This window comes from Nocardia sp. NPDC003482, assembly GCF_053588115.1.
The window spans coordinates 24,998-48,427 of sequence record NZ_JBSFPI010000020.1 but is presented as its reverse complement, the minus strand read 5'-3'; the positions used below and the strand labels follow the sequence as shown (position 1 = coordinate 48,427).

21 protein-coding genes and 2 pseudogenes are annotated in these 23,430 nt (G+C 69.1%); 11 read left to right on the top strand and 12 right to left on the bottom strand.

Going from position 1 to position 23,430, the window contains the following annotated elements; genetic code table 11:
- The first annotated feature begins 102 nt into the window (after positions 1-102).
- Positions 103-1,968 (top strand): hypothetical protein, encoded by a 1,866-nt coding sequence (locus ACWDSJ_RS27910; RefSeq protein WP_450035370.1) that lies wholly within the window; start codon positions 103-105, stop codon positions 1,966-1,968.
- Positions 1,969-2,044: 76 nt separating this feature from the next.
- Here ACWDSJ_RS27910 and ACWDSJ_RS27905 read toward each other — a convergent pair whose 3' ends face one another.
- Positions 2,045-3,481 (bottom strand): 3'-5' exonuclease, encoded by a 1,437-nt coding sequence (locus ACWDSJ_RS27905; protein ID WP_450035369.1) that lies wholly within the window; start codon positions 3,479-3,481, stop codon positions 2,045-2,047.
- 125 nt (positions 3,482-3,606) lie between these two features.
- On the opposite strand from ACWDSJ_RS27905, the gene ACWDSJ_RS27900 reads away from it, so the two are divergent.
- The 3 genes from ACWDSJ_RS27900 to ACWDSJ_RS27890 all read left to right on the top strand — a co-directional run bounded on the left by ACWDSJ_RS27900 (position 3,607) and on the right by ACWDSJ_RS27890 (position 6,725).
- Positions 3,607-4,302: a hypothetical protein gene (locus ACWDSJ_RS27900; protein WP_450035367.1), complete on the top strand. Its 696-nt coding sequence runs from the start codon at positions 3,607-3,609 to the stop codon at positions 4,300-4,302.
- A gap of 553 nt (positions 4,303-4,855) precedes the next feature.
- A complete protein-coding gene (locus ACWDSJ_RS27895) occupies positions 4,856-5,719 on the top strand; it encodes a nucleotide-binding protein (protein ID WP_450035365.1) in 864 nt (287 codons plus the stop codon).
- Positions 5,720-5,723: 4 nt separating this feature from the next.
- Positions 5,724-6,725, top strand: a complete 1,002-nt coding sequence (locus ACWDSJ_RS27890; protein WP_450035364.1) for a ParB/RepB/Spo0J family partition protein — start codon at positions 5,724-5,726, stop codon at positions 6,723-6,725.
- A 137-nt stretch (positions 6,726-6,862) separates the two neighbouring features.
- Here the strand turns inward: ACWDSJ_RS27890 and ACWDSJ_RS27885 are convergent, their stop codons facing one another.
- From ACWDSJ_RS27885 to ACWDSJ_RS27875, 3 genes are all read right to left on the bottom strand, one after another.
- A complete protein-coding gene (locus tag ACWDSJ_RS27885; RefSeq protein ID WP_450035363.1) occupies positions 6,863-7,843 on the bottom strand; it encodes a hypothetical protein in 981 nt (326 codons plus the stop codon).
- On the bottom strand, positions 7,840-9,138 hold the full coding sequence (locus ACWDSJ_RS27880; RefSeq protein WP_450035361.1) for a hypothetical protein: 1,299 nt from the start codon (positions 9,136-9,138) through the stop codon (positions 7,840-7,842). The genes ACWDSJ_RS27885 and ACWDSJ_RS27880 overlap by 4 nt, the downstream gene beginning before the upstream one ends.
- A 603-nt stretch (positions 9,139-9,741) precedes the next feature.
- Positions 9,742-9,906, bottom strand: a complete 165-nt coding sequence (locus ACWDSJ_RS27875; RefSeq protein WP_450035359.1) for a hypothetical protein — start codon at positions 9,904-9,906, stop codon at positions 9,742-9,744.
- 198 nt (positions 9,907-10,104) lie between these two features.
- Here ACWDSJ_RS27875 and ACWDSJ_RS27870 point away from each other — a divergent pair, with 198 nt between their 5' ends.
- Positions 10,105-10,677, top strand: coding sequence for a recombinase family protein (locus ACWDSJ_RS27870; RefSeq protein WP_450035358.1), 573 nt, complete (start codon positions 10,105-10,107; stop codon positions 10,675-10,677).
- 16 nt (positions 10,678-10,693) lie between these two features.
- Here ACWDSJ_RS27870 and ACWDSJ_RS27865 read toward each other — a convergent pair whose 3' ends face one another.
- The 3 genes and pseudogenes from ACWDSJ_RS27865 to ACWDSJ_RS27855 form a co-directional block, all read right to left on the bottom strand.
- Positions 10,694-12,238, bottom strand: a complete 1,545-nt coding sequence (locus ACWDSJ_RS27865; protein ID WP_450035357.1) for a hypothetical protein — start codon at positions 12,236-12,238, stop codon at positions 10,694-10,696.
- Positions 12,235-12,870, bottom strand: a pseudogene (locus ACWDSJ_RS27860) (AAA family ATPase); the annotation flags it as partial. The gene ACWDSJ_RS27865 and the pseudogene ACWDSJ_RS27860, both read right to left, overlap by 4 nt.
- A gap of 149 nt (positions 12,871-13,019) precedes the next feature.
- Positions 13,020-14,575 (bottom strand): annotated as a pseudogene (locus tag ACWDSJ_RS27855) (Mu transposase C-terminal domain-containing protein).
- 41 nt (positions 14,576-14,616) lie between these two features.
- Here ACWDSJ_RS27855 and ACWDSJ_RS27850 point away from each other — a divergent pair.
- The 4 genes from ACWDSJ_RS27850 (at position 14,617) to ACWDSJ_RS27835 (ending at position 17,997) form a co-directional block, all read left to right on the top strand.
- A complete protein-coding gene (locus ACWDSJ_RS27850) occupies positions 14,617-14,784 on the top strand; it encodes a hypothetical protein (RefSeq protein ID WP_450035356.1) in 168 nt (55 codons plus the stop codon).
- Between the two features lie 61 nt (positions 14,785-14,845).
- Positions 14,846-15,307 (top strand): hypothetical protein, encoded by a 462-nt coding sequence (locus ACWDSJ_RS27845; RefSeq protein ID WP_450035354.1) that lies wholly within the window; start codon positions 14,846-14,848, stop codon positions 15,305-15,307.
- Positions 15,308-15,363: 56 nt separating this feature from the next.
- Complete coding sequence (locus ACWDSJ_RS27840) at positions 15,364-17,115, top strand: tetratricopeptide repeat protein (RefSeq protein ID WP_450035353.1); 1,752 nt, start codon at positions 15,364-15,366, stop codon at positions 17,113-17,115.
- A 447-nt stretch (positions 17,116-17,562) separates the two neighbouring features.
- On the top strand, positions 17,563-17,997 hold the full coding sequence (locus tag ACWDSJ_RS27835) for a hypothetical protein (protein ID WP_450035351.1): 435 nt from the start codon (positions 17,563-17,565) through the stop codon (positions 17,995-17,997).
- 62 nt (positions 17,998-18,059) lie between these two features.
- Here ACWDSJ_RS27835 and ACWDSJ_RS27830 read toward each other — a convergent pair whose 3' ends face one another.
- From ACWDSJ_RS27830 to ACWDSJ_RS27815, 4 genes are all read right to left on the bottom strand, one after another.
- Positions 18,060-18,704 carry a recombinase family protein gene (locus ACWDSJ_RS27830; RefSeq protein WP_450035349.1) on the bottom strand — a complete coding sequence of 215 codons (645 nt, stop codon included), beginning with the start codon at positions 18,702-18,704 and terminating at the stop codon, positions 18,060-18,062.
- A gap of 127 nt (positions 18,705-18,831) precedes the next feature.
- Complete coding sequence (locus ACWDSJ_RS27825; RefSeq protein ID WP_450035348.1) at positions 18,832-20,001, bottom strand: pentapeptide repeat-containing protein; 1,170 nt, start codon at positions 19,999-20,001, stop codon at positions 18,832-18,834.
- Positions 20,002-20,053: 52 nt separating this feature from the next.
- The gene (locus tag ACWDSJ_RS27820; RefSeq protein WP_450035347.1) at positions 20,054-20,947 is read right to left on the bottom strand and encodes a hypothetical protein; all 894 of its coding nucleotides are present in this window, start codon (positions 20,945-20,947) and stop codon (positions 20,054-20,056) included.
- A 117-nt stretch (positions 20,948-21,064) separates the two neighbouring features.
- Positions 21,065-21,313, bottom strand: coding sequence for a hypothetical protein (locus ACWDSJ_RS27815; RefSeq protein WP_450035346.1), 249 nt, complete (start codon positions 21,311-21,313; stop codon positions 21,065-21,067).
- A 153-nt stretch (positions 21,314-21,466) separates the two neighbouring features.
- Here ACWDSJ_RS27815 and ACWDSJ_RS27810 point away from each other — a divergent pair, with 153 nt between their 5' ends.
- A complete protein-coding gene (locus tag ACWDSJ_RS27810) occupies positions 21,467-21,829 on the top strand; it encodes an effector-associated constant component EACC1 (RefSeq protein WP_450035345.1) in 363 nt (120 codons plus the stop codon).
- Positions 21,830-21,832: 3 nt separating this feature from the next.
- Entirely contained in the window at positions 21,833-22,411 is a 579-nt protein-coding gene (locus tag ACWDSJ_RS27805; RefSeq protein ID WP_450035344.1) for a caspase family protein, read from the top strand.
- Positions 22,412-22,904: 493 nt separating this feature from the next.
- Here the strand turns inward: ACWDSJ_RS27805 and ACWDSJ_RS27800 are convergent, their stop codons facing one another.
- Complete coding sequence (locus ACWDSJ_RS27800; protein WP_450035343.1) at positions 22,905-23,396, bottom strand: hypothetical protein; 492 nt, start codon at positions 23,394-23,396, stop codon at positions 22,905-22,907.
- Positions 23,397-23,430: the final 34 nt, after the last annotated feature.

The following is a 23,430-nucleotide window of genomic DNA, read 5'->3' as shown; positions in this document are numbered from 1 at the left end:
AGAACCCCGGCATGCCGCGCCGGGGGTGGAGTTCTCCAAAATTTGCGGGTCTGCCAGAACCCGGTTTTTTGCTGTCCACCGACGCCCCAGGAAGGACTGTCATTGGACAGCTCCAACGATAGCGCACGCCCACACACGGGTCCATCAACTCCGGCCCGTGTCGCGAAGAATCGCCGCGACGACCGTTCGATCGCCGCCGTCCTCGATCGAGCCCTGTTCGTCGCACCCTACGTCCTCATCTCGGCCGACAACCGCTCCCCCGAACGCGTCGCTCACCTCGACGAAGCACGGCAGGCACTGGCACGTGGACAAGCCGCCTCGATCGGCGGCCGCCTTCGACCAGGAGTGCTCGGCGCCGACATCGACCCCGCAGAAGCAGACGCCATTCTCGGGGACGTCTGTGCGGAAATACAGGTGGCCTGGTGCGTCCAACGCGGGTTGCCGTACATGGTCCGGCGCTCTGGCCGCCCTGGCGGAATGCACGTGATCGCAGTCGCTCGCCGCCGCACCGATCTCGACGACTGGGCGAAACTGTGCACCCGCCTCACGCGGCAGCTCGGCGTCCGCATCGATGACCGAACCGGCAAGGTGCTTCGTCTGCTCAGTGCCCCCCACCGCTGCGGCCACACAGCACCTGTTCTCGGCGGCACGCTCACCCCGCGCGCAGCCCTGGAAGCCAGGCCGTTCACCGCTCACCGCCCGCGCCCCACCTCCACCCGCACCGCCAGCTGGGCGACGCCAGGAGAACGCGACCTGTCGCGATCCGGACAGGAATACGGCGCGGCCTGCGCCATGGCTCGAGCAGGCTACCGCGCCGAGCGGGCATGGCTGCACGACGTGTTCCTCGACGGAAAATCTGGCGAGCAGGGCGAGCTCTGGTGGCGCCGCTACATCTGGATGCCCGCAGTCACCACCGTGGCGGCCGAACAAGGCATCGACGAGGAGGCCGCGTGGAAACTCGCACAGCGTGCTGCTCCAATCGGAAGCCGCACTCTCGGCCGCGACGGCTGGCAAGGACTGTGGGATCGAGCTATCAAGGAAGCCGCCACCGATCGACCGCGGCGGTGGCGCATCCACAACACCGTCGACTCCACCGAGACCCTCACCCGCATCGGCGCATTCCGTCGCGGATTCGAACGGGCCGTAGCCTCGACGCCCCAACTCCAACGATGCCGTCCCCGTCGCCGCCATAGCATCGCGGCCATTCTGCACGCCCTCGCCCCGGTGCTGATCAAGAGAAATGGATCCATAAGCTGCCGAGAACTTTCAGAGAAGACTCACCTCGACACGAAAACGGTTCGGGCAGGACTGGCGGCTCTGCTCGAGGCTGAAATCGTGGTCCGCACGCACACCTACAGCGGCGGTGCCAACGACTGCGACGCATACGGCATCGGATCGGCGGCACAAGCGTTCATCGACGCGGCGTCGAAGGAAAACTCCCCCACTAGCTGTAGCACCCCCCCTCCCCTCGGCCGCTGCAACCCCCGCCTCCTCCGCCAACGCCACCACCTCGACCGCTCACGCTGGCGTCAACGCTGCTCCCTGCTCGCCCGTCTGCCCGCGTACTCGAAACTGGCCTTCAGTGACCACCCTGCTGCCCGGACTCTCCGCTCGCTGTGGGCCCAGCGGCAATGGTGGAAATCCCTGACGGATACCGAGAAAGCGTCTCACCGCGAGAAAAGGAGGAAAATACTGCGCAATCTCGACTTCGCGGATTTTTCCTCCTGGATGGTATGGCTGGCACACCGAGAACGCCTATGCGAAGCAGCGGATCGGATTACCGACGGGGCGGCATTGGCGGGAGATTATGCGCTGGTTGCGCACGCGCCCGTCACACTGCACCGAGGGATGAAGGATCAACACTGGCGCACCGGCGGTCGACGTCCAGCAGGGCCTGATCGGCAGGGCGAACTGTACGTTCTCAGAGAGACCCAGATTGACAGAGGACTTGCAAGCGCCGGTGTGTAAGGCCAGCCACTCCGGCGGGTCTCGACGCGCGTGTGGACAAATTAGGGGCTCCGCAGCGGTTTTCGCCGCGGTCTGGTCAGGGTGCGGTCATGCGGAGCAGGTGTTGGCGGGTGGTGAGGGTGTCGGCGAGGGCGCGGTGGCCGCCGCCGTTGGGCAGCCACCGGTGGGTGTGGGTGTGGTCGCTGCGGGGGACCATGACGTCGTCCCACAGTGCCCGGTCGGTGAGTCGGGTTCGGGTGATGCCGTGGCGGGCGCAGTCCTGGGCGATGACGGTGTGGTCGTAGTCGGCGTTGTAGGCCAGGATCCGGCGGCCTCGGGTGACTCGGAGCAGGCGGCGGTAGACCTGCGGCCAGGTCGGCACCCCGGCCGCGGTGACCTCGGTGTCGGTGAGTCCGTGGATCGCGGCCGCGCCCGCGGTGATCGGGGCCTGCGGGTTGACCAGGGTGTCGAGCAGAACCCGGCCGGTGGCGGCGTCGATGACCGCGATCTCGCAGATCGCCCCGTACAGGTCGGTGGTCTCGGTGTCGAGGATGACCGCCGCGCCGGGCTCGAGCCGTGATCGCGCGAACCGGATCGCCGCCCCGGCCACCGCGCCCAGCTGGATCGCGTCCCGGTGCGCGCGCAGCGCGGGCTGGGCGTCGATGGCGGCCGCGACATCGGTTTTGGTGGGGCCATCGTCGCGGCGTTCCCAGTCGATCTCCCACACGTCCGGGCCCGGCACCCACCACGCCCACATCTCGATCCCGTGGTCGGCGCCGAAGCCTTCCAGGAACGCCCGAATCAGCTGGGCGCGTGAGGCTTTGCGGCCGCCGACCAATTCGAGAAGCGGCGACGGGCGGCCTTTCGGGCAGGCCCGCACCTGTTCCCAGTCGATCCCCGGCCGGTCGAGCAGCGCCTCGACGTCGCCGGTGCGGTACAGCGGCACCGCCACCGTCCGGTAGCGGCCGACCTCCTTGTGGTGCACCCGCGCGGGGGTGATCCAGCCGTGCTCGGCGGCGATGTCGAAGTGCCGTCGCGCGCAGTCGAGGAGTTGCGCGGCCGCGTCGGCGGTGACGAGCCGATCGGCGCGCAGCCGCTCACGGAACTCCTCGTCGGCGGCGAGCGCCTCGACCTCGCGGCGTGGCCACCGCCCGAACCGGCCCGACTCGACCCCGCGGCCGCGGGCGGCGCGCACGAATTCGCCGCGCCCGCAGTCGAATCGGTGGGCGACGGTGTCGAGCGGCAGCGACGCCGCCAGCCACGCGGTGCGGGCGGCGACCACGGCCACAACCTCATCCGGGTCGAGGGCGTCGATCGCGGCGAGGTCGTAGAGGGGGTAGACCCGCCCGCCCGTGCGGAACTGGTCGACCGCGGTGAGCGCGCCGGAGCTGTCCAACTCGCGGATGTCGTCGGCGTCGACGTCCACACCGAGGCGTTCGGCCAGCCGGGCGGCGCAGCGCACCGCCCCCAACGGCCGCGGCGCGGGGTCCTCGGCGGCCGCCTCGGATCCGGTGGGAAGCGCGGGTGTGGTCATCGCGGAAGGGTCCTCTCAGGCAAGGGGGACAAGGCCGGAAACGGGTGTCGCTCCCCGTACGGTAAACCACACCACCGACAGAAAGAAAGCAGCATCTACCTGCCTATTTGATGTAAAGTATCCATATGGATACCTCTTCTGAGGAGTCGCCGGACGGTGTGGTCGACGCCGACCCGGACGACGTGGTGGAGCCGGTGGCGGTGCACATGTCGACGGGCAAGCTGACCGCGCGGCAGGCCCGCGTCGTGGCCGCGTGGCGTCAAGCGCTGCTGGTGCCGAACCGCAAGCGGTGGCGTACCCGCGATCATCGCCCGCCCGCGAGCAGTTCCGACTGCCTCGCCGCCGCGGTCGTCGACCTGCTCGACCACGCCGCACCCACTCCCCTCGACTTGGTGCGCGCGCACCAGCGGATTCGCGAGAGCCTCGCCGACGAACGCGGCCGCCGCGCGTTCCCGGCGGTGTCGACGGCGAGTGTGTACGTGCCCGGCGACTACGCCGACCGCATCGACGCCCTGCGCGACGCCGCCCACGACGCCCACCACCAGGCGCTCGCCCAGGCCCGCGACCAAGCCGCGGCCGAACTCCCCCACGCCGCCCCCCGCGCGCGCGGCCTGCGCTACGCCAGCCTCGCCGCGCAGCGCGGGGTGCCGCCGCGGGTGTACCGGCTCCCCGCCGCCACCGTGATCCGCCTCGCCATCGAACGCTGGACGCGCAAGGCACCCGACACGGTGGTCGGCTACGCCGTCACCCACGCCGAACGCTGGCACACCCAACTCCACCGCGCCCGCAAAGACATGGGCGTCGACCAGGGGAAACGATGAATCTATCGTCTCTATACATATGGATAGTGACGGAAATCATCAGAACATCCGCTCCCAAGCCGGTCCGAACCGGGGGCCTTTGTTCAGCTTTTGGAACGTCTTGGCCGACCAGGTGACAGGCGTGCACGGCGCTCGGCCAGTTCCTTCTCTCCCTTGGCCAGATCAGCGCGGTCGGTGTCGTCTCCGTGCTCGATAATGTCCGCTCGCAGGGTGTCGAGAATCCGCTCAGTACGGGTGACGCCTTGCCTGGTGGTGATTCGGCCCCACGCCTCCCACATCGGCCGCGGCACGCGCACCTGATGACCAGGCGTTTGGCCGTGACCTGATTCGCCACTCATGAGAACCTCTCACCAGTCGTGTCCCGCGTATTGCGTATGTGCAAGATTACCATTATCTTGTGTATACGAATTAAGTACGCCTGTGGGTTGGTCTGGGTCAGGAGCCCAAGCACACTACCGCTCAGCGGGGATACCTGACTTTGCGTAGCGCTGTGCCACACTAGGCCACAATCTCACTACATCACACTCACCTCTGATGTATCTGGAGGATTCTGTTGTCTTCACCTTCGTCTTACGAAACAGCCGAGGAACCTGCCGTCGACTCGGACGACTATGACTATTCCGGCGAGGAGGCGGACACCGATCAGTCGATCGACGTTCTCGGCTCGATCCGCTCCTTAAGGGAATGGGGGCGCGAGCACTTGGCGGGCCGCGTCATCACCTTCACCGGCGATAAGGGTGGCGTTGGCAAAACCCGGAACGCCATCGAAACGGCATACTGCCTCGACGCCGTCTACTGCGACACGGACTGGAACAAGGGCAATGGATCCCGGGCGCTGAACTGGCGAGACGAGGAGCGGCTCGCTTCTCCCATGCTGACGGGTCTTACCACCGGCCGGATGCCCCGCCCCCTGTCCGGTGCGCGGTACGGCCGCCCGGACTTCATTCCCTGTGGCGAAGACTTCGAGGCCGGGCAGCCACCGCAGCAGCACATCACGGACACGGTAGTCAAGTGGGCACAGGAGTCCGGTCGATGCCTCATCTTCGACACTCACCCCGGCACCGGCTCTGCCGCATATGGCGTCATCGCTGCCTCCCATCTTGTGGTGTGCGTCATGAAGTTCGAGAACGAGACTATCGAAGCCCTCGAAGGGTTTGCCGAGAAGATGCGTGGCCATGAGATTGCCGTGCTGCTCAACGAGGTCAGGATGCCTACCGACCGCCACATGAGGCTCCTTGAGCGAATTGTTCAGACATACGAGCTGCCAGTGCTCACCCCGATCCCCTACGAAAAATCGCTGAAGGAGCGAGCCGCGAAGACTGCGGCCACGAGCGCAAAGAAGTTGGCCAAATCGAAGGTCGATTGGATGACGGCGATGTTGTCCGTCGCGACGGAAGTGGGTGAACGCGTTGTCTGACGGGATGAACATTCTGAAGCAGAAGAAGGAGGCGAGCCGCCGCGGGGCACGCGAAGTGCCCGGCCCAGCGGCGGCGCCCATTCAGCGCACAGGTGCCCCTCCCCCACCCCCGAAGGTTGTCTCGGCTGCCGCACCTCGCCCTAACCGCGCCGACAGAAGTAGCGCGCCAGCGGGTTCCCCAGCGGCCGTCGCAGACGGCAAGACCGGCGAAGCGCCGGTCTATCGCTTCGCCCCCCGTCCCGCAAACCCCAGGTTGCCCGCTGAATACGACCCGGAGAAGGACGAGGAGCTCGCGGCCTTCGGGGTGACCCTGAAGGAATTCGGGGTGCTCCAACCGCTCACTGTGTGCCCTATCGATGTTTGGGTGAAGCATCATCCGAACGACCGTGAGAAGTTCGGGCCTGACGTGTGGTGGGTAATCGTCATCGGAAACCGGCGCTTTGCGATCGCGAAGGCGAAGGGCATCGAAACGCTCTCCTTCGTCCGAAACGACCGGGTGGGCGACGCGATCCAAGTAAAGAAAACCGGCCTGATTGAGAACCATCACCGCAAGGGCCTCAACCCCGTGCTGGAGGCGATGGAGATCCAGGACATCCTTGAAGAGGAGCCCGGGACCAGTTACCGCACCCTCGCGGACGAGCTCGGCTTTTCCCACGGTCTCGTTTGGCAGCGGTTGCAGCTACTGAAACTCATCGACGGGCTACAGTCCCTGGTGGCGAGCAAACAACTGAGCGCGGACAAGGCATGGCGACTCGCCAAGCTCTCAGAGGAGGAACAGCAAAAGCTCATTGAACTCGGTCCCCCCTACTCCCTCGCACGACTGCGCAGCCAGGACGCCGAGTCCGCGCCCGCCGATGGTATGACCACCCAGGCCGCAGTCAAGATTCCGAAGCAGAGCCCGCCAGCGAGGGTGGTCGAGGTGCTGGTCGAGAAGCTGCCCCCTGATCTGGTCGCCGAGGTGGCGCGGCTATTGACTGCGCGACTGGAGAACCCCTCGGCGCCCTGACTCGATCTCTAAACTGCCTCGCCGTATAGGACCTATACAGCGAGGCAGTTTCATTTCGGCGATGCTGGGCTGACCCGATCGCGGTCGCCAGACTGTATAGGCCCTATACAGTCCGGCGAACCTCTCGTAAGAGGCTTCTAGCTACCAGGCACCTGTATAGGCCCTATACAACCATTGCCCTCCTGAGTACCGCGCCCTTGATCTCGCAGCAGCATCCGACTTAGATCAAGCGCCGTATCGGTCAGTTCGTCGAGCCTTTCGAACAATTCGTCCAAGTCGTCGCAGAGCTCGCGGGCGCGGGCCCGTGCGGCGATGCCGCGGTCGTAGTAGGTCGGATCGAGATCGTCCATGGTTCGCCCGGGGAGGGGGGCGGTGAGGTGGTGCGCGGTGATCGCGGCGACGGCGTCGGCCGAGAGGGGGTCGAGTTCGCCGGGCAGGCTGGTGGGCATGCCGCGGTCGTCGAAGTCGGTAAGGACGGGCAGGTCGCCGTACTCGGGCAGCAGTGCGGGCGGCGGGTCGGCCGCGCCGGTGAGTGCCCGTTCGAGGTGGATGTGCCCGGTGGCAGGGGGCGCCACGGCCAGTAGTTGTGCCCAGCGTCGCAGGACGGCTACCGGGCAGGTGGTGGGGTCGCCCGTCGCGGGCAGCTCGGCGAGGGGTTGGTCGCCGATGATGACGGCGTGGTCGTGGAGGTGCAGGTCGCGCTGGCGCAGCCGGGCGATCTGCCGCCACGACATGCCCGTGCCCGCGAGTACCAGCAGGGCCGCGTCGCGGCGACCGGTCAGCCCCTCGGGCCAACCCGTGGTGGGCAGGTGGGGGAGCCGGGCGGCGAGGTGGGCACGATGGTGGGCGAGCCGTTCGGCGCGGCCCGGGTTCAGCGCGGCCCGGACCGCTTCGGCCTCGCCGGGCAGGGGCAGGCCCGCGAGCCGGTGGGCAGCGTTGATGGCGGTGACACGGGCCCGCTGGGTCGCGGGCCGGGCCTCGGGATCGGCGGCGAGGTAGGCCAGCACGGTCGCGGCGCGGGCGGGCAGGGCGGGCAGGTCGGCGGCCGCGCACCAGCGGGCGAACTGGCGGTACTCGCGCCGTCGTTCGCCGCCGAGCCCGTCGGGCAGGGCGATCACAGGCCGTGGGGGACGTCGCCGCTGCGCTGGGCCCGGCGCCGGTCGTAGAGCAGGGCCGTCTCGAGCCGCCGGTGCCGCGTCACGGCCATCACCTGCTCGGCGCTGGCACCGCGGTCGAACAGATCGGTGGCACGGCCGGCGCGCAGGCTGTGCCCGCGCAGTGGCCCGAACCCGGCCTTGCGAGCGCGGGCGGCGACGATCCGGGCGATCGAGCGGCCGTCGATCGGCTCGGGGGAGCGGGGGAGCCCGCCGTCGGACCGCGCCAGGGACCGGAACACCGGCAGCTCGGGGTGCGCCAGCCGCGGCCAGGTCCCGGCGCAGCGGTGGGTGTGGGGGTTGCGGTCGGCGTCGCGGCGCAGCAGCCGTTGCACGGCGATCGACGCGGCGTCGGTCACCGCGTCCTCGTCGATCTCGGCCGTGCCCGCCAGGCGCTGGCGGCCGCGCTCGGCGGCGGCCGCGGTGTCGTGGGCGTCGAGGACGGCCAGCCAGCGCAGCACCGCGCACCACGGGCAGTACAGGGCGTCGGGGCCGCCGCGGTCGACGTACTGGTCCTCGGTCGCGGTCGGGCTGGTCTTGCTGCCGCGCAGCCGGATCCGTAGCCGGTGGCCGCCGTCGTGGTGGGGGACCGGGCGCAGGTCCGCTCCGCGCAGCCCGGCCAGTTCGCCGCGCCGGTCGGCGGTGGCCCAGCCCAGCAGCAGCAGGGCGATGTCGCGCCGCGCCGCGACCTGGGCCCGCCAGGTGCGGGCCGACTCGTGGGCGAGGCGCACCATCGTCCGCAGCTGGTCCAGCTCCGCGGGCGGGGCGGCGTCGCGGATCTCCCCTGCGGCGGTGCGGCGGCGTCGGATGCCCGTCAGCACGCGGGTGACGCGGGTGTCTCGGGTCGGGTCGGGCAGGTCGGCGTCGCGGTGGGCGCGCCCGATCGCGGACCGGTACACCGCCAGTGTGGAGGTCGACAGCGGCCGGTGGGCGCGCCGGGCGGCGGCGGCGAGGTAGCGGGCCACGGTCTGCGAACTCGCGGGCAGCGGCGCGTAGCCGTGCTGCTCGCACCAGCCGACGAAGTCGCGCCAGCCCGCCCGGTAGGCGTGCGTGGTGCCCGCCCCGTCGGCGACGGCCAGGAACTCCGCCACCGCGTCGTCGTCGGCCCGCGCCGCCGTCCCCGCGGGGGCGGCCGGGACCACCCGGAGTCCGGCCGCCGCGGCCGGGGACGCCCCGCCCCCGGCATCATCACGTGACGATTCGGCCGGTCGGTCCGGATCCGGGGACGCCAGGACGTGCGGCGCGGAGGGCGAGGTCATCGCGGATTCACCGTTCCTCTCGGAGCGCGGGGAAAGGGGTGGGGGAGTCCGACCCGGTTTTCCGAGCTTAGAACGCCGCCCCGACAGCGGGCACCATCATGGCCCCTTGAGCTGGCCTGATTGTGCATCAATTATAGCGCCTCAGCTGGGAAAACAAGTCTTATGCGTCCGTTAATCCGCATTAACGGACGTATCCCCGAAGCAGTTCGACGCAGATGGGACCCAATATTGCGACTCGTCATTGAAATGTCAGTCTGCGAGTCGTCATCGGAACGTCAGCAGGTGACCTGCACATTCGTCATCCGATGTCAGTAGGTCTCGTCATCTCGATGTCAGCGACCCAAGCTGGGCTTCGTCGCTGGTGCTGGGTTGTTGCGCCGCCGCGCCAGAATTGTGCGAGGTGCTCGCATGTGCGGTCGGGGGTGGTACCGGCCGGGGGGCAGGGAGAAGCTCGGACGGCGCGCGTCAGTCCAGTTTCGGCATCTGGTGCCAGCGTCCCCACAACTGCCAGTCTCCGTCGCTTCTTCGTTCCCACCCATCGGGTTCGGGACCGTGCTCAGCGAACCGTTGTAGGCGGGACTCGGCCCACCGGGCGAAGCCGTCTCAAGATTGACCGGCCAGGCCAGGTCGGACGGCGATCTGCATCATCATGCCGTGGTCGAGCTGTCGCACAAGGATGCACCCGCTGACGTCGGGCTCATCCTCGCGGCCGAAGTCGGTTTCTTCAAAGGGGATACCAGCGGCGATCAACCGTTCCTCTGCGTTCATGCCTGCTCAGCCTACGGGTGATCGTGACCTAGCCTTGCTGACTTCGCCGTTCGGAAATCGACCGTTTTCCGAACGCTGGTCGTCGCCGCCGGTGAGCGCGGTGTTCGGGCAGGAGGAGGTGTTCGGAAACTCGTTCGTTTACGGGTACGCTCGCGAGTGGTTGCCGAACACGTTTGCCGAACGCGCGGGAGAATCGGGATGGCGCTGGTGGGGCTGGTGCGGGTGAGCACGAGCAGGCAGGAGACCCAGCGTCAGCACGACGATCTCGATCCGATCTGCGTGCGGGTGTTCGAGGAGAGGATCAGCGGCTCGTTGACCGTCGCCGACCGGCCCGGGTTGCGGGCCGCGCTGGTTTATATGCGGCCCGAGGACATGTTGACCGTGCAGGAGGTCGACCGGCTGGGCCGCAACCTGCTCGAGGGCTTGATCGTGCTCAATGATCTGTTCCAGCAAGGGATTTCGGTGAAGATCCTGCACGGCATCGCCGCCGGGGAGCACACCGAGCGCAGTTTCCTGCTGGACCTGGCGCTCGCGCTGGCCGAGGACCGGCGCCGCGACATCGTGCGCAAGACCCGCGACGGCCTCGCCGCCGCGGCGCGCCGGGGCCGCAAGGGCGGCCGTCCTCGGGTGGTCGATGCCGACAAGCGGCGCGCGATCCTGGCCCGCCGCGCCGAAGGCCAGTCGCTGCGCGAGATCGCCCGCGGCGTCGGCGTCAGCCTCGCGGTGGTGCACGGCGAAGTGCGGGCCGCCGCGACGCGGGATCCGGACTGACACAACGCATTCCCGGTTATCCCACGCGGGCTCGAGGTTTGGTTCGCGGGGGTGAGGGGGTGGCGGGTTGGCCGTGCTGTCGGGGTCCGGCCGCGTCGTCGAGGGTGGGGTCGAGCAGCAGCGCGTAGCGCAGTTCGGCGTCGAGGCCGGGGCGCAGGCGGGGCCAGTGGCGGCGGGCGGTGGCGTTCGCGACCCAGGTGAGTTTCCAGGCGTGGCGGGCGGGCAGGCGGAGTTCGCACTGGTCGGCGGTGGCGCGCACGGTGTGCCCGTGAGCGCCGATGCCGTGGTTGAGCAGGCCCGTGCGGTGGGGGTGGGTGAGCCACACGAAGGTCCGGGCCGCCAGCAGCAGCGGGCGCGCGGGTGGGGGGACGGCGAACATGCGGTGCTGGCCGGAGCGGACGAAGGTGGCGTCCTCGGTGAGGGAGTCGCCGCGCAGGGCCAGCAGTTCGCGCTGCGGGGCGCCGGTGGCCAGGGTGAGGGCCAGGCCCGCGGCGTGGGTGGGGCTGGTGGTGCGGGTGCGGATGCGGTGGATCAGCGCGCTGGTGATCGGCACGGTGGTCAGGCCGGGGCCGACGGCGAAGGGCAGGTTGGGCAGGTCGAGGCGCCAGCCGTGCAGGCCGAACGCGGCTTGCGCGCCGCGCAGCCGGGTCACGGTGTAGTTCGGGCCGGGGCTGTCTGCCACGAGCGAGACCAGCAGCTCGCGCAGCCATCGGCGGTCGGTCCAGCGGGGGAATTCCTCGCGTTCGGCGAGGCGGTCGTAGTCGGCGTACTCGCCGACGCGGGCGGCCTGGGTCCGCAGGGGCAGGCGGCCGGTGTGCGGGCGGTCGTCGCCGAAGCGGGCCCGCGCGCTCCACGCGGTCAGGACCGGGTGTTCCCAGCACGAATCGGCGCTGGCGTGGGCGTGGGCCACCAGCGCCCGGCACACCTGGCGTTGGGTCCAGGCGTAGACGGTGTCGAGGCGGGCGAACTGGTCCGCCGACAGGGTGCGGGCGGCGTCGGCGCGAAACCGGTCGAATTCCGCGTAGGGCACCGGCGGCAGGTCCGGTTCGTCGGCGACGACCCGCGGCTCGTCGAGCGCGGCCCGAGCGTGCAGCTGGGCAAGCAGCGCGGACGGATCGCGGACGATGCGGTGGGGCAGCCCGGTCAGATCGAGGTCGCGGGAGGGGTCGCCATGGCGGGTGTGCCAGACCAGCACCAGGTGTACGCCGGTGAGCCAGTGCAGTTGCAGCAGCTTCCGGTGTTGGCGGTCGATGAGCCGGTGCGCGCGCAGCACGACCAGGTGGGTGATCGGCTCGGCCGTCGTCCAGGCGGACACCGCGTTCCAGACCGCGTCCGGGCCGCTGATCCGCTCGGCCGCCAGCCGCCCCGGCGGCCGCCCGAGCGCGGCCATGACATCCGCGCCCAGCCCCCGCGCCGCCTGCACCCCGGGGGTCGGGTGGACGACGACGATTCCGGCGTCGGGGTCGTGGGCGGCGAGCAGGGCGTGGGTGACCGCGGCGTTGTCGTCGGGGTCGAGCAGCACGGTGACCGGGCAGTCGCGGTCGACGACGACCAGGTTCATCCGGTGCGGCCGGTGAGCTTGGCGAACACCGCACCCAGCACGTCGTGATCGACCCGGTCGCGTTCGAGGCGGGCCAGGGCGCGCACGGCGTGGGCGGTGATCTTGGCCCAGTTGCGGAAGTTGCCGTGCCCGGCGTGCGCGTCGGCGAACGACAGCACCTCCGGATCGACCTCGGTCCACACCGGATGGAAGGCCGGGATCACCCGCAGCACCTGCTCGGGGGTCATGCGCCGGAACTCCTGCCACACATACACTCTCGAGCTGAGCATGGGTTCGCGGGAGAGCACCCGGTAGCAGTCGCCGCCGCCGACGAACACGATCGCGATGTCGGTGCGCCGGTCGTCCCACAGGTGTCGCCAGTACTCGAAGCATTCCCGGCTCATCCACTGCGCCTCGTCGCACACCAGCATCCGGAACCGTTCGGCCAGAACATCTTTCAGCAACTGGTCGAACTCGATCGGCCGCGTCGGTGGCGTTCCGCCGACCCCGAGCGCCTCGAACAGGGTGTGGCGGATATCGCGCGGGGTGGGCCGGGCCCGGAACTGCACCCGGCACACTGTGCCCGGAGCCAGTTCACGCAGAGAAGCGTTGACGCTCAACGTCTTTCCCACTCCCGCGTCTCCGTGGCAGCACATCAGAGCGCGTGCGTCGATGGTGTCGGCGAGGTTGTCGCGGGTCAGCATCAGCGCTTCGGTCGCGACGATGTGCGCGCCCGGCAGTCCCAGGAAGTGATCGGCTTGGGCGTCGTCGACGTCGGGGCCGGGATGGCGCGGGGTCGAGGTCACGGGTCTCGCTTTCGGTCCGGCCCGGCGGGGGTGTCGAGGTCGATCGGCAGCACCCAGCCCGGCGGCGGCGGGACCCAGCGGGATCAGGTCCACCCGCGCGTACCGGGCCAGATCCTCCGCGCGGTCGGCGGCCAGCTCCGCCGCGGCCTCGGCCGCGGTCACCGCGTCCAGGCGCCGCGCCGGGACCGGGGTGGTGACCGGCGCGTAGCGGGCGCGGCGGCAGCGTTCGGCGGCGGCCAGGTCCGCGCGCAGGCGCCGCGCCCGCTGGTCGCGGGTGGCGCGGATCGCGCGCCGGGTCTCGGCGCTGGCCTGGTCGGCGAGTTCGGCGCGGCCCAGGTGCGCGCCGGTGGCCGCGTCGAACACCTCGATCTCGCCGACGTGGTGGGGCATGTACCGGATCCGCACCGCGGTGCCCACCCGCCCGACCATCCAGTCGGCGACGTAGTGGCGGCCGCGGCCGAACCCGACGCCCTTGGTGGTGATCTTGCGGGTGCGGCGGTTGTCCTCGAGGGTGAACATCCACAGCCGGGTCTCGTCGACCTCGTGCACCGGGGTCGGGTCGGCCTGCCACGATTCCAGCGGGGTCAGCCCGTCCAGCTCGTCGATATGGTGTTCGCTGTTCCACCAGCGAATCCACGCCAGCACCTCGGCGACGAACGCCTCGAACTCCAGGGCCGGTTGGTCGGGATCGACGGGGGCGCCGGTGATCTGGGTGGGGCGGTGGGTGTAGCGGGGCAGCTGCGCGAACAGCATCCGCTCGGCTGCCCCGTTGACCATCTCCACCGTGCCCTTCAAAAACGGGGTGTAGCCGGGCAGGTCGACCACCCGCACCGCGAACGCGCCCAACGCGTCACCCACCGCGGCCGAGAGGAAGTCCTTGCCCTGATCCACCCGCACCACTTCGGGCAATCCCCCGGCGGGCCCGTAGGGCGGCCGCCGCAGCACCGCGGCGCGCAGCGCGGCCAGCACGCTGGCCCGGTTCGGGGTTCGCGGGGTGATCGCGGCGCCGAGGATCACGTCGTGGCGGGCGTCGAGGAACCAGGTCACCCACGGTTTGACCAGCATCCCGTCCACCGCCACCTGCACCGGCGCTTCGACGTGATCGGCCTCCCACGCCGCGTTGCGGTAGGCCGGCGGTCGTTTCAGGTAGACGTCGAACTTGCGGCGCTCTCGCTCCCCGGCCTGAAATCCGGCGAGATCCCCCGGGCCCACGTCCTGCCGGATCGCTCGATGCACCGTCGCCAGGGCTCGGCGCGGGCGGACCTCCGGCGCGGGCGCGGTCGACCAGCTCCCGGTGCAGCGCCGAGGCATTGCCGCGCCAATACGCAAGGCGCACACGTAAATCCGAGTCGATACGGAACCTCGGGCGTTCCCGCCGCCCGGCCCCGGGAGCGGGGTGGTCGCGCACCCACCGCCACACCGTCCGTTCCGTAACCCCCACCGCCGCCGCGGTGAGCCGGACCTGCTCGCTGGTCAGCTCACCAGCGGTGTGCAACACCGACAGCCGGGCCGCCGCCGCGCCCCGCAACGCCCGCGCGCTCTCCTCGACCATGGCCCGGCCCTTCGAATCCCTTGACCCGCACCCCGTCACCGGTGGATGCCACGTCGGTGATCGTCAACGCCGCCGACACCAGCTCGGCTGCATTCGATCACGAACCCGCCATGCCCGCACGCCGTTCACTGACATTTGTCGTGACGAGACGCACGTTCTCCGCCGCCCCGCGCGGTCTGGCGGCCTCCGCGTTCGGCCTCGCGCTGTAGGGGGTCGAGTCATCTTCGCGGAAGCTAGGGCGGGTGTGCCGGTGGGTGGGAGGATGGTGGGGTGGATCCAGTGACGGCAGTGGTGGTGTCGGCGATCGCGGCTGGCGCGGTGGCGGGGGCGGGCGATACCGCGGCGCAGGCGGTCAAGGACGCCTACGCGGGGTTGAAGGCCCTGATCGCGCGCAGGTACGGCGGCGTGGATGTGTCGGGGGTGGAACGCAAACCGGAGTCGCGGTCGAAGCAGGACTCGCTCGCCGAGGACCTCGCCGACGCCGGCGCGGCGGGTGATCCGGAGTTGGGGTCGGCGGCGGTCGCGGTGCTGGAAGCGGTCCAGCAGCACGCCCCGCAGGCGGTGATCGGGGTGGATGTGGCCGGGCTGGTGTCGGCGGCGTTGACGATCACCGACGTGGCATCCACCGGTGACGGGGTGCGGGTGCGCGATTCCCGGATCGAGGGGGCCACCGAGATTCGCGGCATCCGGGCGGGTTCGCCGTTGCCGGGCCCTTCGACGGCGCGGGACTGACCCCCGGATCCCCCGCGCCGAACGTCCCGGCCATTCACAGGGGCGGGACGAGTTTCGTGTCCTCCGGGAGCCGGTTCTACGGACCGGTGCACGTCGGTGCCGCCTTGTCGGAGACTTCGTCGCGGTCGTTGCGGGATCTGGTGCAGGTGTTCGGGCTCAACGATCTGCCCACGATCGGGGAGTTGGATCCGTATTTGCTGGGGGCGACGAGTTCGGCGTTCGGTCGCTCCGGGGAGTACGGACGCCGCGACAGCTATGTGCCCCGCACCGCGGGCCGCGTGGATGAGCGCCTGGCCCAGGCGTTGACCGGGGACCGGCTGGTGGTCATGGTGGGCCCGTCCAAGGCGGGCAAGACCCGCACCCTGTTCGAAGCGGTCCGCTCCTACGACCGGCAGGCGCGGCTGGTCTGGCCGACCCCTGACGGGGTCGGCGAACTCGCCGCTCATCCCCGCATCACCGGGTGCGACGACACGCTGGTGGTGTGGCTCGATGATCTACACCTCTACCTCACCCGAGCCGACCCGCTGACTCCAGCGACGCTGGCCCGGCTGCGCGCCCGGCGGGGACCGACGGTGGTGGTGGCGACGCTGCGGTCGGAGATGCGCGCGCAGCTGCGCGGGGCGGGTGAGCTGCGGCAGGAGACCCGGCTGCTGCTCGAGCAGGCGCTCACCATCGATCTGGCTCCCACCAGCGAGGACCCCGACGAACGCACCGCGGCCGCCCGCGCGTACCCGGGACAGGCCGGTACGAGCGGTGAGCACGGGCTGGGGGAGGTGTTGGCGGGGGCGCCGGAACTGCTGGCTCGCTACGACGACGCCCGCGCCGCCGACCCGCCGTTGCACGCGGTGATCGCGGTCGCGGTGGACTGGGCCCGGATCGGGCGCACCGAACCGATCCCCGAGCCCACCCTCATCGACCTCACCCTGCAACACCTGCGCACAACCCACCCCCACCTCGACACCACCTCCACGAACATCCGCCACGCCACCCTCATCGCGCGCACACCCCCCGCAGGCGCGGGACGCGCCGCGGCGCTGCGCACCACCTACCTCGACGACGACACCCGCGGCTACACCGCCTTCGACTACCTCATCGCCGCCGACGCCGGCCAAGACCACCGCCAACGCCGACCCATCCCGGACACCTACTGGCACAACGCAACCCAGGACTGCGACCCACAAACCCTGACAGCAGTCGGCCTGGCCGCCTACCAGCAGGACGATCACCCAATCGCAGCCACCCTGTGGCGCAAGGCCGCCGACGCCGGGGACAGCCGGGCGATGCTCTCTCTCGGTTTTTTGCTTAAAGAGGATGGGGCTCGGGCTCAGGCGGAGACCTGGTACCGCAAGGCCGCCGACGCCGGGAACAGCCGGGCGATGCTCTCTCTCGGATTTTTGCTCAAAGCGGATGGGGCTCGGGCTCAGGCCGAGACCTGGTACCGCAAGGCCGCCGACGCCGGGAACAGCCAGGCGATGCTCTCCCTCGGTATTTTGCTCAACGAGGATGGGGATCGGGCTCAGGCCGAGACCTGGTACCGCAAGGCCGCCGACGTCGGGAACAGGCACGCGATGTCCAGCCTCGGTTTTTTGCTCAAAGAGGAGGGGGATCGGGTTCAGGCCGAGATCTGGTGGCGCAAGGCCGCCGACGCCGGGGACACCTTTGCGCTGCTCAGCCTCGCTGTTCTGCTCTACGAGGAGGGGGATCGGGTTCAGGCCAAGACCTGGTACCGCAAGTTCGCCGACGCCGGGGACATCAGCTTAATAGACAGCCTCGCTATTCTGTACGCCAAGGGGCCGGAGCGGCGGTGAGCGCGGAGAACACCGCGCCCAGCGCATGTGATCGGCGCGGCCGCGCTCTAGGCGTTCCAGGGCGCGTACGGCGTGGGCGGTGATCGCGGCACGGCTTTCGACTCCCTTGATCCCGACATCGGCGGGACACCAACTTTCGACCTCCCTGAATTCGATCACGAACCCCTGCCCGCAGGCCGTCCACTGACATTTTCCGTGACGAGACGCCACTGACATTTTCATGACGAGCCGCAGAATGCGAGGCCGCACGAGGATGTCAGTGGTCTGAGCAGGGGAAAGCCGAACGCGCCCAAACCGAACGCAACCGAACGCCCCGCGCACCGCGCGACGATTCGCCTCCGTCTCGACCCGTGCCGCGGCCCGGGACAGGCCAACCGGTTGATGCAGCTGGCGCAGTCGGCCGTCAAACCCGCGATGTTCCGGTCCCGAGCCCGGGATAATCCAGGGATGGCCGTCCTCGCCGTGGTCGGGACGTTGCTGGGTGCCCTGGTCGGCGCGCTAGCCACGTTCGGAACGCAACTCGTTTCCCTCAAGACTGCCGAACGCCGCGACCTACGGGCCAGGGCTAATGAACGACGAGCCCAGGTCAGAGCGGGCATTGAGGCGTTCCTCGAGTCATATCAGGAGATGGAACGCATCATGAACAGCGGCGACCTAGCGCGATCAGACGAAGTGAGTCACCGAATGTGGTTGCGGCACAACAAGCTCGCGCTGATCGCTCCCGAACCGCTCGTGGATCCTTTGGAACAGTTGGCCTCTCAGTTGAACCGGGCTTACTGGGACGGATGGCCCGAGAACATGCACGCTTGGGACTACCTGCACGATTCACTGCTCTGCTTCAGGAACGCCGCTCGCGATCTCGTCTATGAGCGCATCGACTGACATCGAGGTGGGAATTTGCCGCTGGCATTCCCGTGGGAATTCGCAGTAGCTGATCAGGGGTTTCACCCTCTCGGTGTCAGCGGTTTCGCCATCAAAATGTCAGTGCGTGTCGAGGGTGAGGGGCAGGGTTGAGCGGCGGCGGATTCCGCTGTTCGGGCCGCCTCCACCTCGCCGTGGACGACGGCAAGGCTGACCCCGACGCCGCGGGCGATCTCGCGCAGCGACTGGCCTTCGGCGTGATGGGCCAGGATCGCACGTCGCTTGTGGTCGTCGACCACGCGGGGGCGCCCGCCCTTCCGCCCACGGCGCGCGGCGGCGTCGAGGCCGTCGCGGGTCTTGCGGGCGATGTCGCGGCGGCGGTCCTCGGCCAGCGCGAGCGCCAGGTCCAGCAGAAAGCTGCGTTCGGTGTGTTCCCCGGCGGCGATGCCGTGCAGGATCTTCACCGAGATCCCTTGCTGGAACAGGTCATTGAGCACGATCAGGCCCTCGAGCAGGTTACGGCCGAGCCGGTCGGCCACCTGCACCGTGAGCATGTCGTCGGGGCGCTTGTAGTCCAGCGCGGCCCGCAGACCCGGCCGGTCGGCGACTTTCAGCGAGCCGCTGATCTTCTCCTCGAACACGCGCACGCAGATCGGGTCGAGGTCGTCGTGCTGGCGCTGGGTCTCCTGTTTGCTCGTGCTGACCCGCACGAGCCCGACGAGCGCCATTGTCTCCCTCCGAGCGTTCGGTAAACGTGTTCGACAACCTGGGGGAAGGGTACCGGTAAACGAACGGGTTTCCGAACACGTCGTCCTGCGCGAACGTCGGCGTTGACCGGGGTGGTGTGGGTGTTCGCTATTCGCTCGTTTTCCGAACACGGTCGCCTCCGACAGGCGGTGCGAACCTCGACGGCCATTTCGTCTGCTCGTTGTGGTCCACATTGCTCAGGTCCGGCTTGTACAGGATCGCGTCCTCCAGGTTCGCGTCGCGCAGGTCCGCGCCGCGCAGGTCCGCGCCGCGCAGGTTCGCGCCGCCCAGGTCCGCGCCGTGCAGGTGCGCGCCGCGCAGGTTCGCGCCGCGCAGGTTCGCGCCGATCAGGTTCGCGCCGCCCAGGTGCGCGTTGCCCAGGGTCGCGCCGCTCAGGCTCGCCAAGCTCAGGTTCGCGCCGCTCAGGTTCGCGGAGCTCAGGTTCGCGCCGTGCAGGTCCGCGCCGCGCAGTTGCGCGCCGTGCAGGTTCGCGCCGATCAGGTCCGCGCCGCCCAGTTGCGCGTCGCGCAGGTTCGCGCCGCTCAGGTTCGCGCCGATCAGGTCCGCGTCGCGCAGGTTCGCGGCGCGCAGGTCCGCGTAATTCAAATCCGCCTCGCCCAAACGGAACCCGGTGAGGTTGAGGGAACCGAGAGCGCATGCGGGGAGTGACACCTGGTCCAAGCTGATGGCGGTGGAGGCCCAGGATTTCGGGTCGTCGGTCGGTCGGCGGTGGCGTTGGCTGAGGATGGTGACGATGGTCTGTCGGATCTCGCGTTCGGACAGGTCGGGCTTGTCGGGATCGTTGGCGACGGGGAACGGGACGCGCAGGTACCACTGGAGCAGGTTGATGCACACCTGGCGCTCGTCGTCTTCGCCGAAGGCGTGCCAGTCGTCGGCGAGAGCGGTGAGCGCGTAGACCCCGGCTTGGCGGATCGCGGCGGAGTCGTCGGCCATCTGCGCCGACACCGCGGCGTAGCGATCGCGCAGCGCGGCCTCCCGTACACGGTGCGTGTCGTCCTGGTGTCGTTCCCGCTCTCGGTTCATCTCGTCCTGGTGGTGTTTCTCGTCGAGTTCGCGGGTGCGTTGTCCGTTGAGGTAGGCCAACGCCCCCGCGCTCAACGCCCCGGCCCCCGCGAGCAGCGTGGCCAGCGGTTGGGAGAAGCTGGTGGGCATCCCCGACAGGACGGCCGCGCCGAACCCGGCGCCAGCCGAACAGGCCACGACGAGCCCCCAGCGCCACAACCACGGCCTGCCGCGTGCAGGTTTCCCCTCCGACATGAATCGAGAAGGTACAGAACCGGACGGCGCCATGCGGGGTGGTCGGAGACGGTTATGCGGAACGGCGGCGCGCGACGGGTGCGGGTGCGGGTGCGGGTGCGTCGGCGAGTTGCAGTGCGTAGAGGAGGTCGGGGGTCGGTGGTGGGTGGTCGGGGGTGGTGGTGAGGGTGGCGATCCAGGTGTCGGCGAAGCGGTGCAGGGCGGGGAGCCGGATCCCGCAGACCTGGGCGGAGGTGCGCAGGATGTGGCCTTTGGGGCCGGTGGCTCCGATGAACAGTCCTCGGCGGCCTGGATGGTTGAGCCGGATCTGGGTGTGCGCGGCGCGCAGCAGGGGCCGGGCGATCGGGGGCACCGCGTAGATGCGGCCGCGGCGGCCGGTGCTCAGGTGCGTGCTGGTCGGGGGAAGGTGGTCGAGGTAGATCATCGACAGTTCGCTGGGGGTGGCGCCGGTGCACAGGGCGGTGGCCAGCGCAGCCGCGCGGGGCGCGCTGGGGAGGTGGGCGCGGATCCGGCCGACCAGCGCGGTGGTCAACGGGATGGTGGTCAGCCCGGGGCCCACGGAGAAGGCCAGGTTCGGCCGTTCGAGTCGCCAGCCGTGGAGTTGGAGGGCAGCCTGGGCTCCCCGGATGCGGGTGATGGTGCATCGGGGGCCGGGGCTGTCGGCGGCGAGGGCGGCGAGTTGGGTCTGCAACGAGTAGCTGTGGTCGTCATCGGCGGGCTCGATGCCGCCGAACACGGCGACGTCGATGTCGTTGCCGCGGCCGCGCCGGGCCCGGACGGGGTGCGCGCGCCGCGACCACACCTCGCTGTAGCGGTGGGGGTGATCGGCCGGGGACAGCCATTCCCTGTCGGCGAGGAATTCGCAGGTCTGGTTGAGCGCGGCGGTGTAGACCGCGTCGACGCGGTCGAAGGCGGCCGGGTCCAGGGTGCGCGCCGACGGCGACATTCGCTACTCGCTGGGGCTGTTCGGTGCAGTAGCGCGCGACAGTCGGGCCAGCCGGAGGAACTCAGCGTCGGAGCCGTCGAAGGATCGGAACTGGTCGACGGATACCTCGGGGGAGGATCAGAGTTCCCAGCCAAGTCTCGGTCTCGCGGGCGAAGTTCGACCGGGGACGACACCGAGATCCTCGTGGCCCGGCCGTAGGGGTCGAAGGAGTACGTCCACGCGGTGGTCGGGGCCGAGCTGGTCCTCACCGACCAGCTCGCCCACCTCGCGCCACAGCCGCGGCAGCATCGACTCCGCCTCGGCGATCACCGCGGCCACCGAGCGATCCGGACCGCCGGAGATCACCGTCAGCCACGGTTCGACCACCGCGGCGGTACCCGTGCCCGCGACAATGAACCTCCCGCCCGGAGGTGCCCAGCACTTGGTGTAGTGCGTCCCGACGAGCTGGGCCGTGTGGCCTTCCCGGCGCTTGGATTATTCAGGTGTCGTGTCGAGCACGGCGATGCCAGGATGACGGGGGTGCACAAAATCGATGACAGGCCGGTGCAGATCGAGGTCCCACCAGCACATTTGTTCGCCCTACGGGACTGGCTCGCGGCCGAGGATCCGCTGCGCGGCAGAGTCATCCCCCTAACTGCGGCACCGAAACAGGGCCAGATGGGCGGGGCGGTCGAAATATTGACCGTCGCGCTGGGTTCCAGCGGCGCTGCCACGGTGCTGGCCCGTTCACTGTGCACCTGGCTGATCCATCGTCGGGCCGATGTCACGATCACGATCACCGCCTCCGGCGGGCAGCGAGTCCACGTCGACGTCAAACGGGCCAGTGATCCCGAATCGGTGATCCGCGAGGTGGGAGCCCTGATCGACGATGACCCGGAGTAGCTGATGGCCGAGCTGTGGTTCCCGGACCGCCAGCGGTCCAGGGCGGTGCTCATCGGCGCCACCACGTTTCAATCCCTGCCGGACTTGCCCGCTGTAGCGCACAATCTCGATGCTCTGCACCAGGTGCTCACCGACGCCCGATACGGCGTGATCGAACGCTGCACGGTCCTGGCCGACCGCGATGTTGCCGACGTCAAGGTAGGTGCCGCCCTCGCGGAAGCAGCCCAGGAAGCGGCCGATCTGCTGCTGATCTACTACGCCGGACACGGCGTGCTGGACGAGGACGGCCGGCTCCACCTCGCTCGGCCTGACACCAGCCTGGACCACATCGGCTGGACCAGCGTGTCCCTCGATCTGCTCAAACGGGATCTGGTCAGGGCCAGGGCACGAGCGCGGGTTCTGGTCCTGGACTGCTGCTTCTCTGGTCGCGCGATCACCGCGATGGCCGATCCGCGCAGTCTGGTCTCTGGCCAACTCACCCTGTCCGGCACTTACACCCTGACCTCCACCACGGCGACCGCACCCAGCCATGCCCCGCCGGGCAACCGGTACACCTCCTTCACCCATCATCCGACCGGCTGACCGCCGCATTACAGCAACACACATCGCAGCGAACTCGCACAGGCTGATCCGGACAACCGTCCACGACTACCGTCGCGCACCGACTCCTCTACCGGTGTCCTCGTGGCACTGCCCGGTGTTCACGGCACCGAGCTCAAGTGAGCCCTGTGCGACAAGGTCTTTGCGGCAGGCGCGAACGGCCGTCCACGAACCAGCCCAGCAGCGCCCCACGATCCACCCCAAAGGGCCATCTCCCGCTACTGACACCGAAGTGGGAAATTCTTACTGACATTTTCGTGGGAACTCGCAGGATATCTGTGCCTCGCCACCGGGTGGTGGTCAGCCCCGGGGCCCACGGAGAAGGCCAGGTTCGGCAGTTCGAGTCGCCAGCCGTGGAGTTGGAGGGCGGCCTGGGCTCCCCGGATGCGGGTGATGGTGCACCGGGGGCCGGGGCTGTCGGCGTCCAGCTCCCGCAGGTGCCGGGCGGCTCGGCCAGCGGGAGAAATTCGTCAGCCTAAAGAGGTTGTGGCGAGAATTCCGTGCAGATTGGCCCCCTGACTTCGATGGGGCTGAGGGGGAGGGTGATCGACTCCAAGCGGGTGATCGATTCGAGGTACTCGCCAAGTTGAATATTGTAGCTCGCGATGTCGTTGCGATCCAGATCCGACGCCATGGCAAACAGGGCTTGCGCAGCGTTCGACAAGTACTCTTCCGCGATTTTCATCTGCCTCATTTCCGTGTCCGCGAGCTTCGTATCCTTCTCATTCAGGTCGAACCACTTTCCGGCTGCCGATTCTTCCTCCTCCGCTTTGAGGCGCATATCTCGTGCACTTCTAGGGGGCGGCAGTTCTGCGCATTCTGAACTGACAGTATTGAAGTATTCGCCCAGGTCGTGGATGTGCCGTGCCTGTTCGATCTGCTTGTGATGCGTGATGGACTCTTTCGATTCTGCGAAGTTTGTCGCGTGCCTATCAGGAATATTGCGAACGCGAGATAAGCGGCCCACCGCGATATGCTGTCAGTCCACTTTCGCCCAGCCT

Excerpts from the sequence above, each read along its gene's own strand:
- ACWDSJ_RS27905 (WP_450035369.1), bottom strand. The coding sequence starts at position 3,481 with ATGACCACACCCGCGCTTCCCACCGGATCCGAGGCGGCCGCCGAGGAC.
- ACWDSJ_RS27900 (WP_450035367.1), top strand. The coding sequence starts at position 3,607 with ATGGATACCTCTTCTGAGGAGTCGCCGGACGGTGTGGTCGACGCCGAC.
- ACWDSJ_RS27890 (WP_450035364.1), top strand. The coding sequence starts at position 5,724 with ATGAACATTCTGAAGCAGAAGAAGGAGGCGAGCCGCCGCGGGGCACGC.
- ACWDSJ_RS27880 (WP_450035361.1), bottom strand. The coding sequence starts at position 9,138 with ATGACCTCGCCCTCCGCGCCGCACGTCCTGGCGTCCCCGGATCCGGAC.
- ACWDSJ_RS27875 (WP_450035359.1), bottom strand. The coding sequence starts at position 9,906 with ATGAACGCAGAGGAACGGTTGATCGCCGCTGGTATCCCCTTTGAAGAA.
- ACWDSJ_RS27870 (WP_450035358.1), top strand. The coding sequence starts at position 10,105 with ATGGCGCTGGTGGGGCTGGTGCGGGTGAGCACGAGCAGGCAGGAGACC.
- ACWDSJ_RS27865 (WP_450035357.1), bottom strand. The coding sequence starts at position 12,238 with ATGAACCTGGTCGTCGTCGACCGCGACTGCCCGGTCACCGTGCTGCTC.
- ACWDSJ_RS27835 (WP_450035351.1), top strand. The coding sequence starts at position 17,563 with ATGGCCGTCCTCGCCGTGGTCGGGACGTTGCTGGGTGCCCTGGTCGGC.
- ACWDSJ_RS27830 (WP_450035349.1), bottom strand. The coding sequence starts at position 18,704 with ATGGCGCTCGTCGGGCTCGTGCGGGTCAGCACGAGCAAACAGGAGACC.
- ACWDSJ_RS27825 (WP_450035348.1), bottom strand. The coding sequence starts at position 20,001 with ATGTCGGAGGGGAAACCTGCACGCGGCAGGCCGTGGTTGTGGCGCTGG.
- ACWDSJ_RS27820 (WP_450035347.1), bottom strand. The coding sequence starts at position 20,947 with ATGTCGCCGTCGGCGCGCACCCTGGACCCGGCCGCCTTCGACCGCGTC.
- ACWDSJ_RS27805 (WP_450035344.1), top strand. The coding sequence starts at position 21,833 with ATGGCCGAGCTGTGGTTCCCGGACCGCCAGCGGTCCAGGGCGGTGCTC.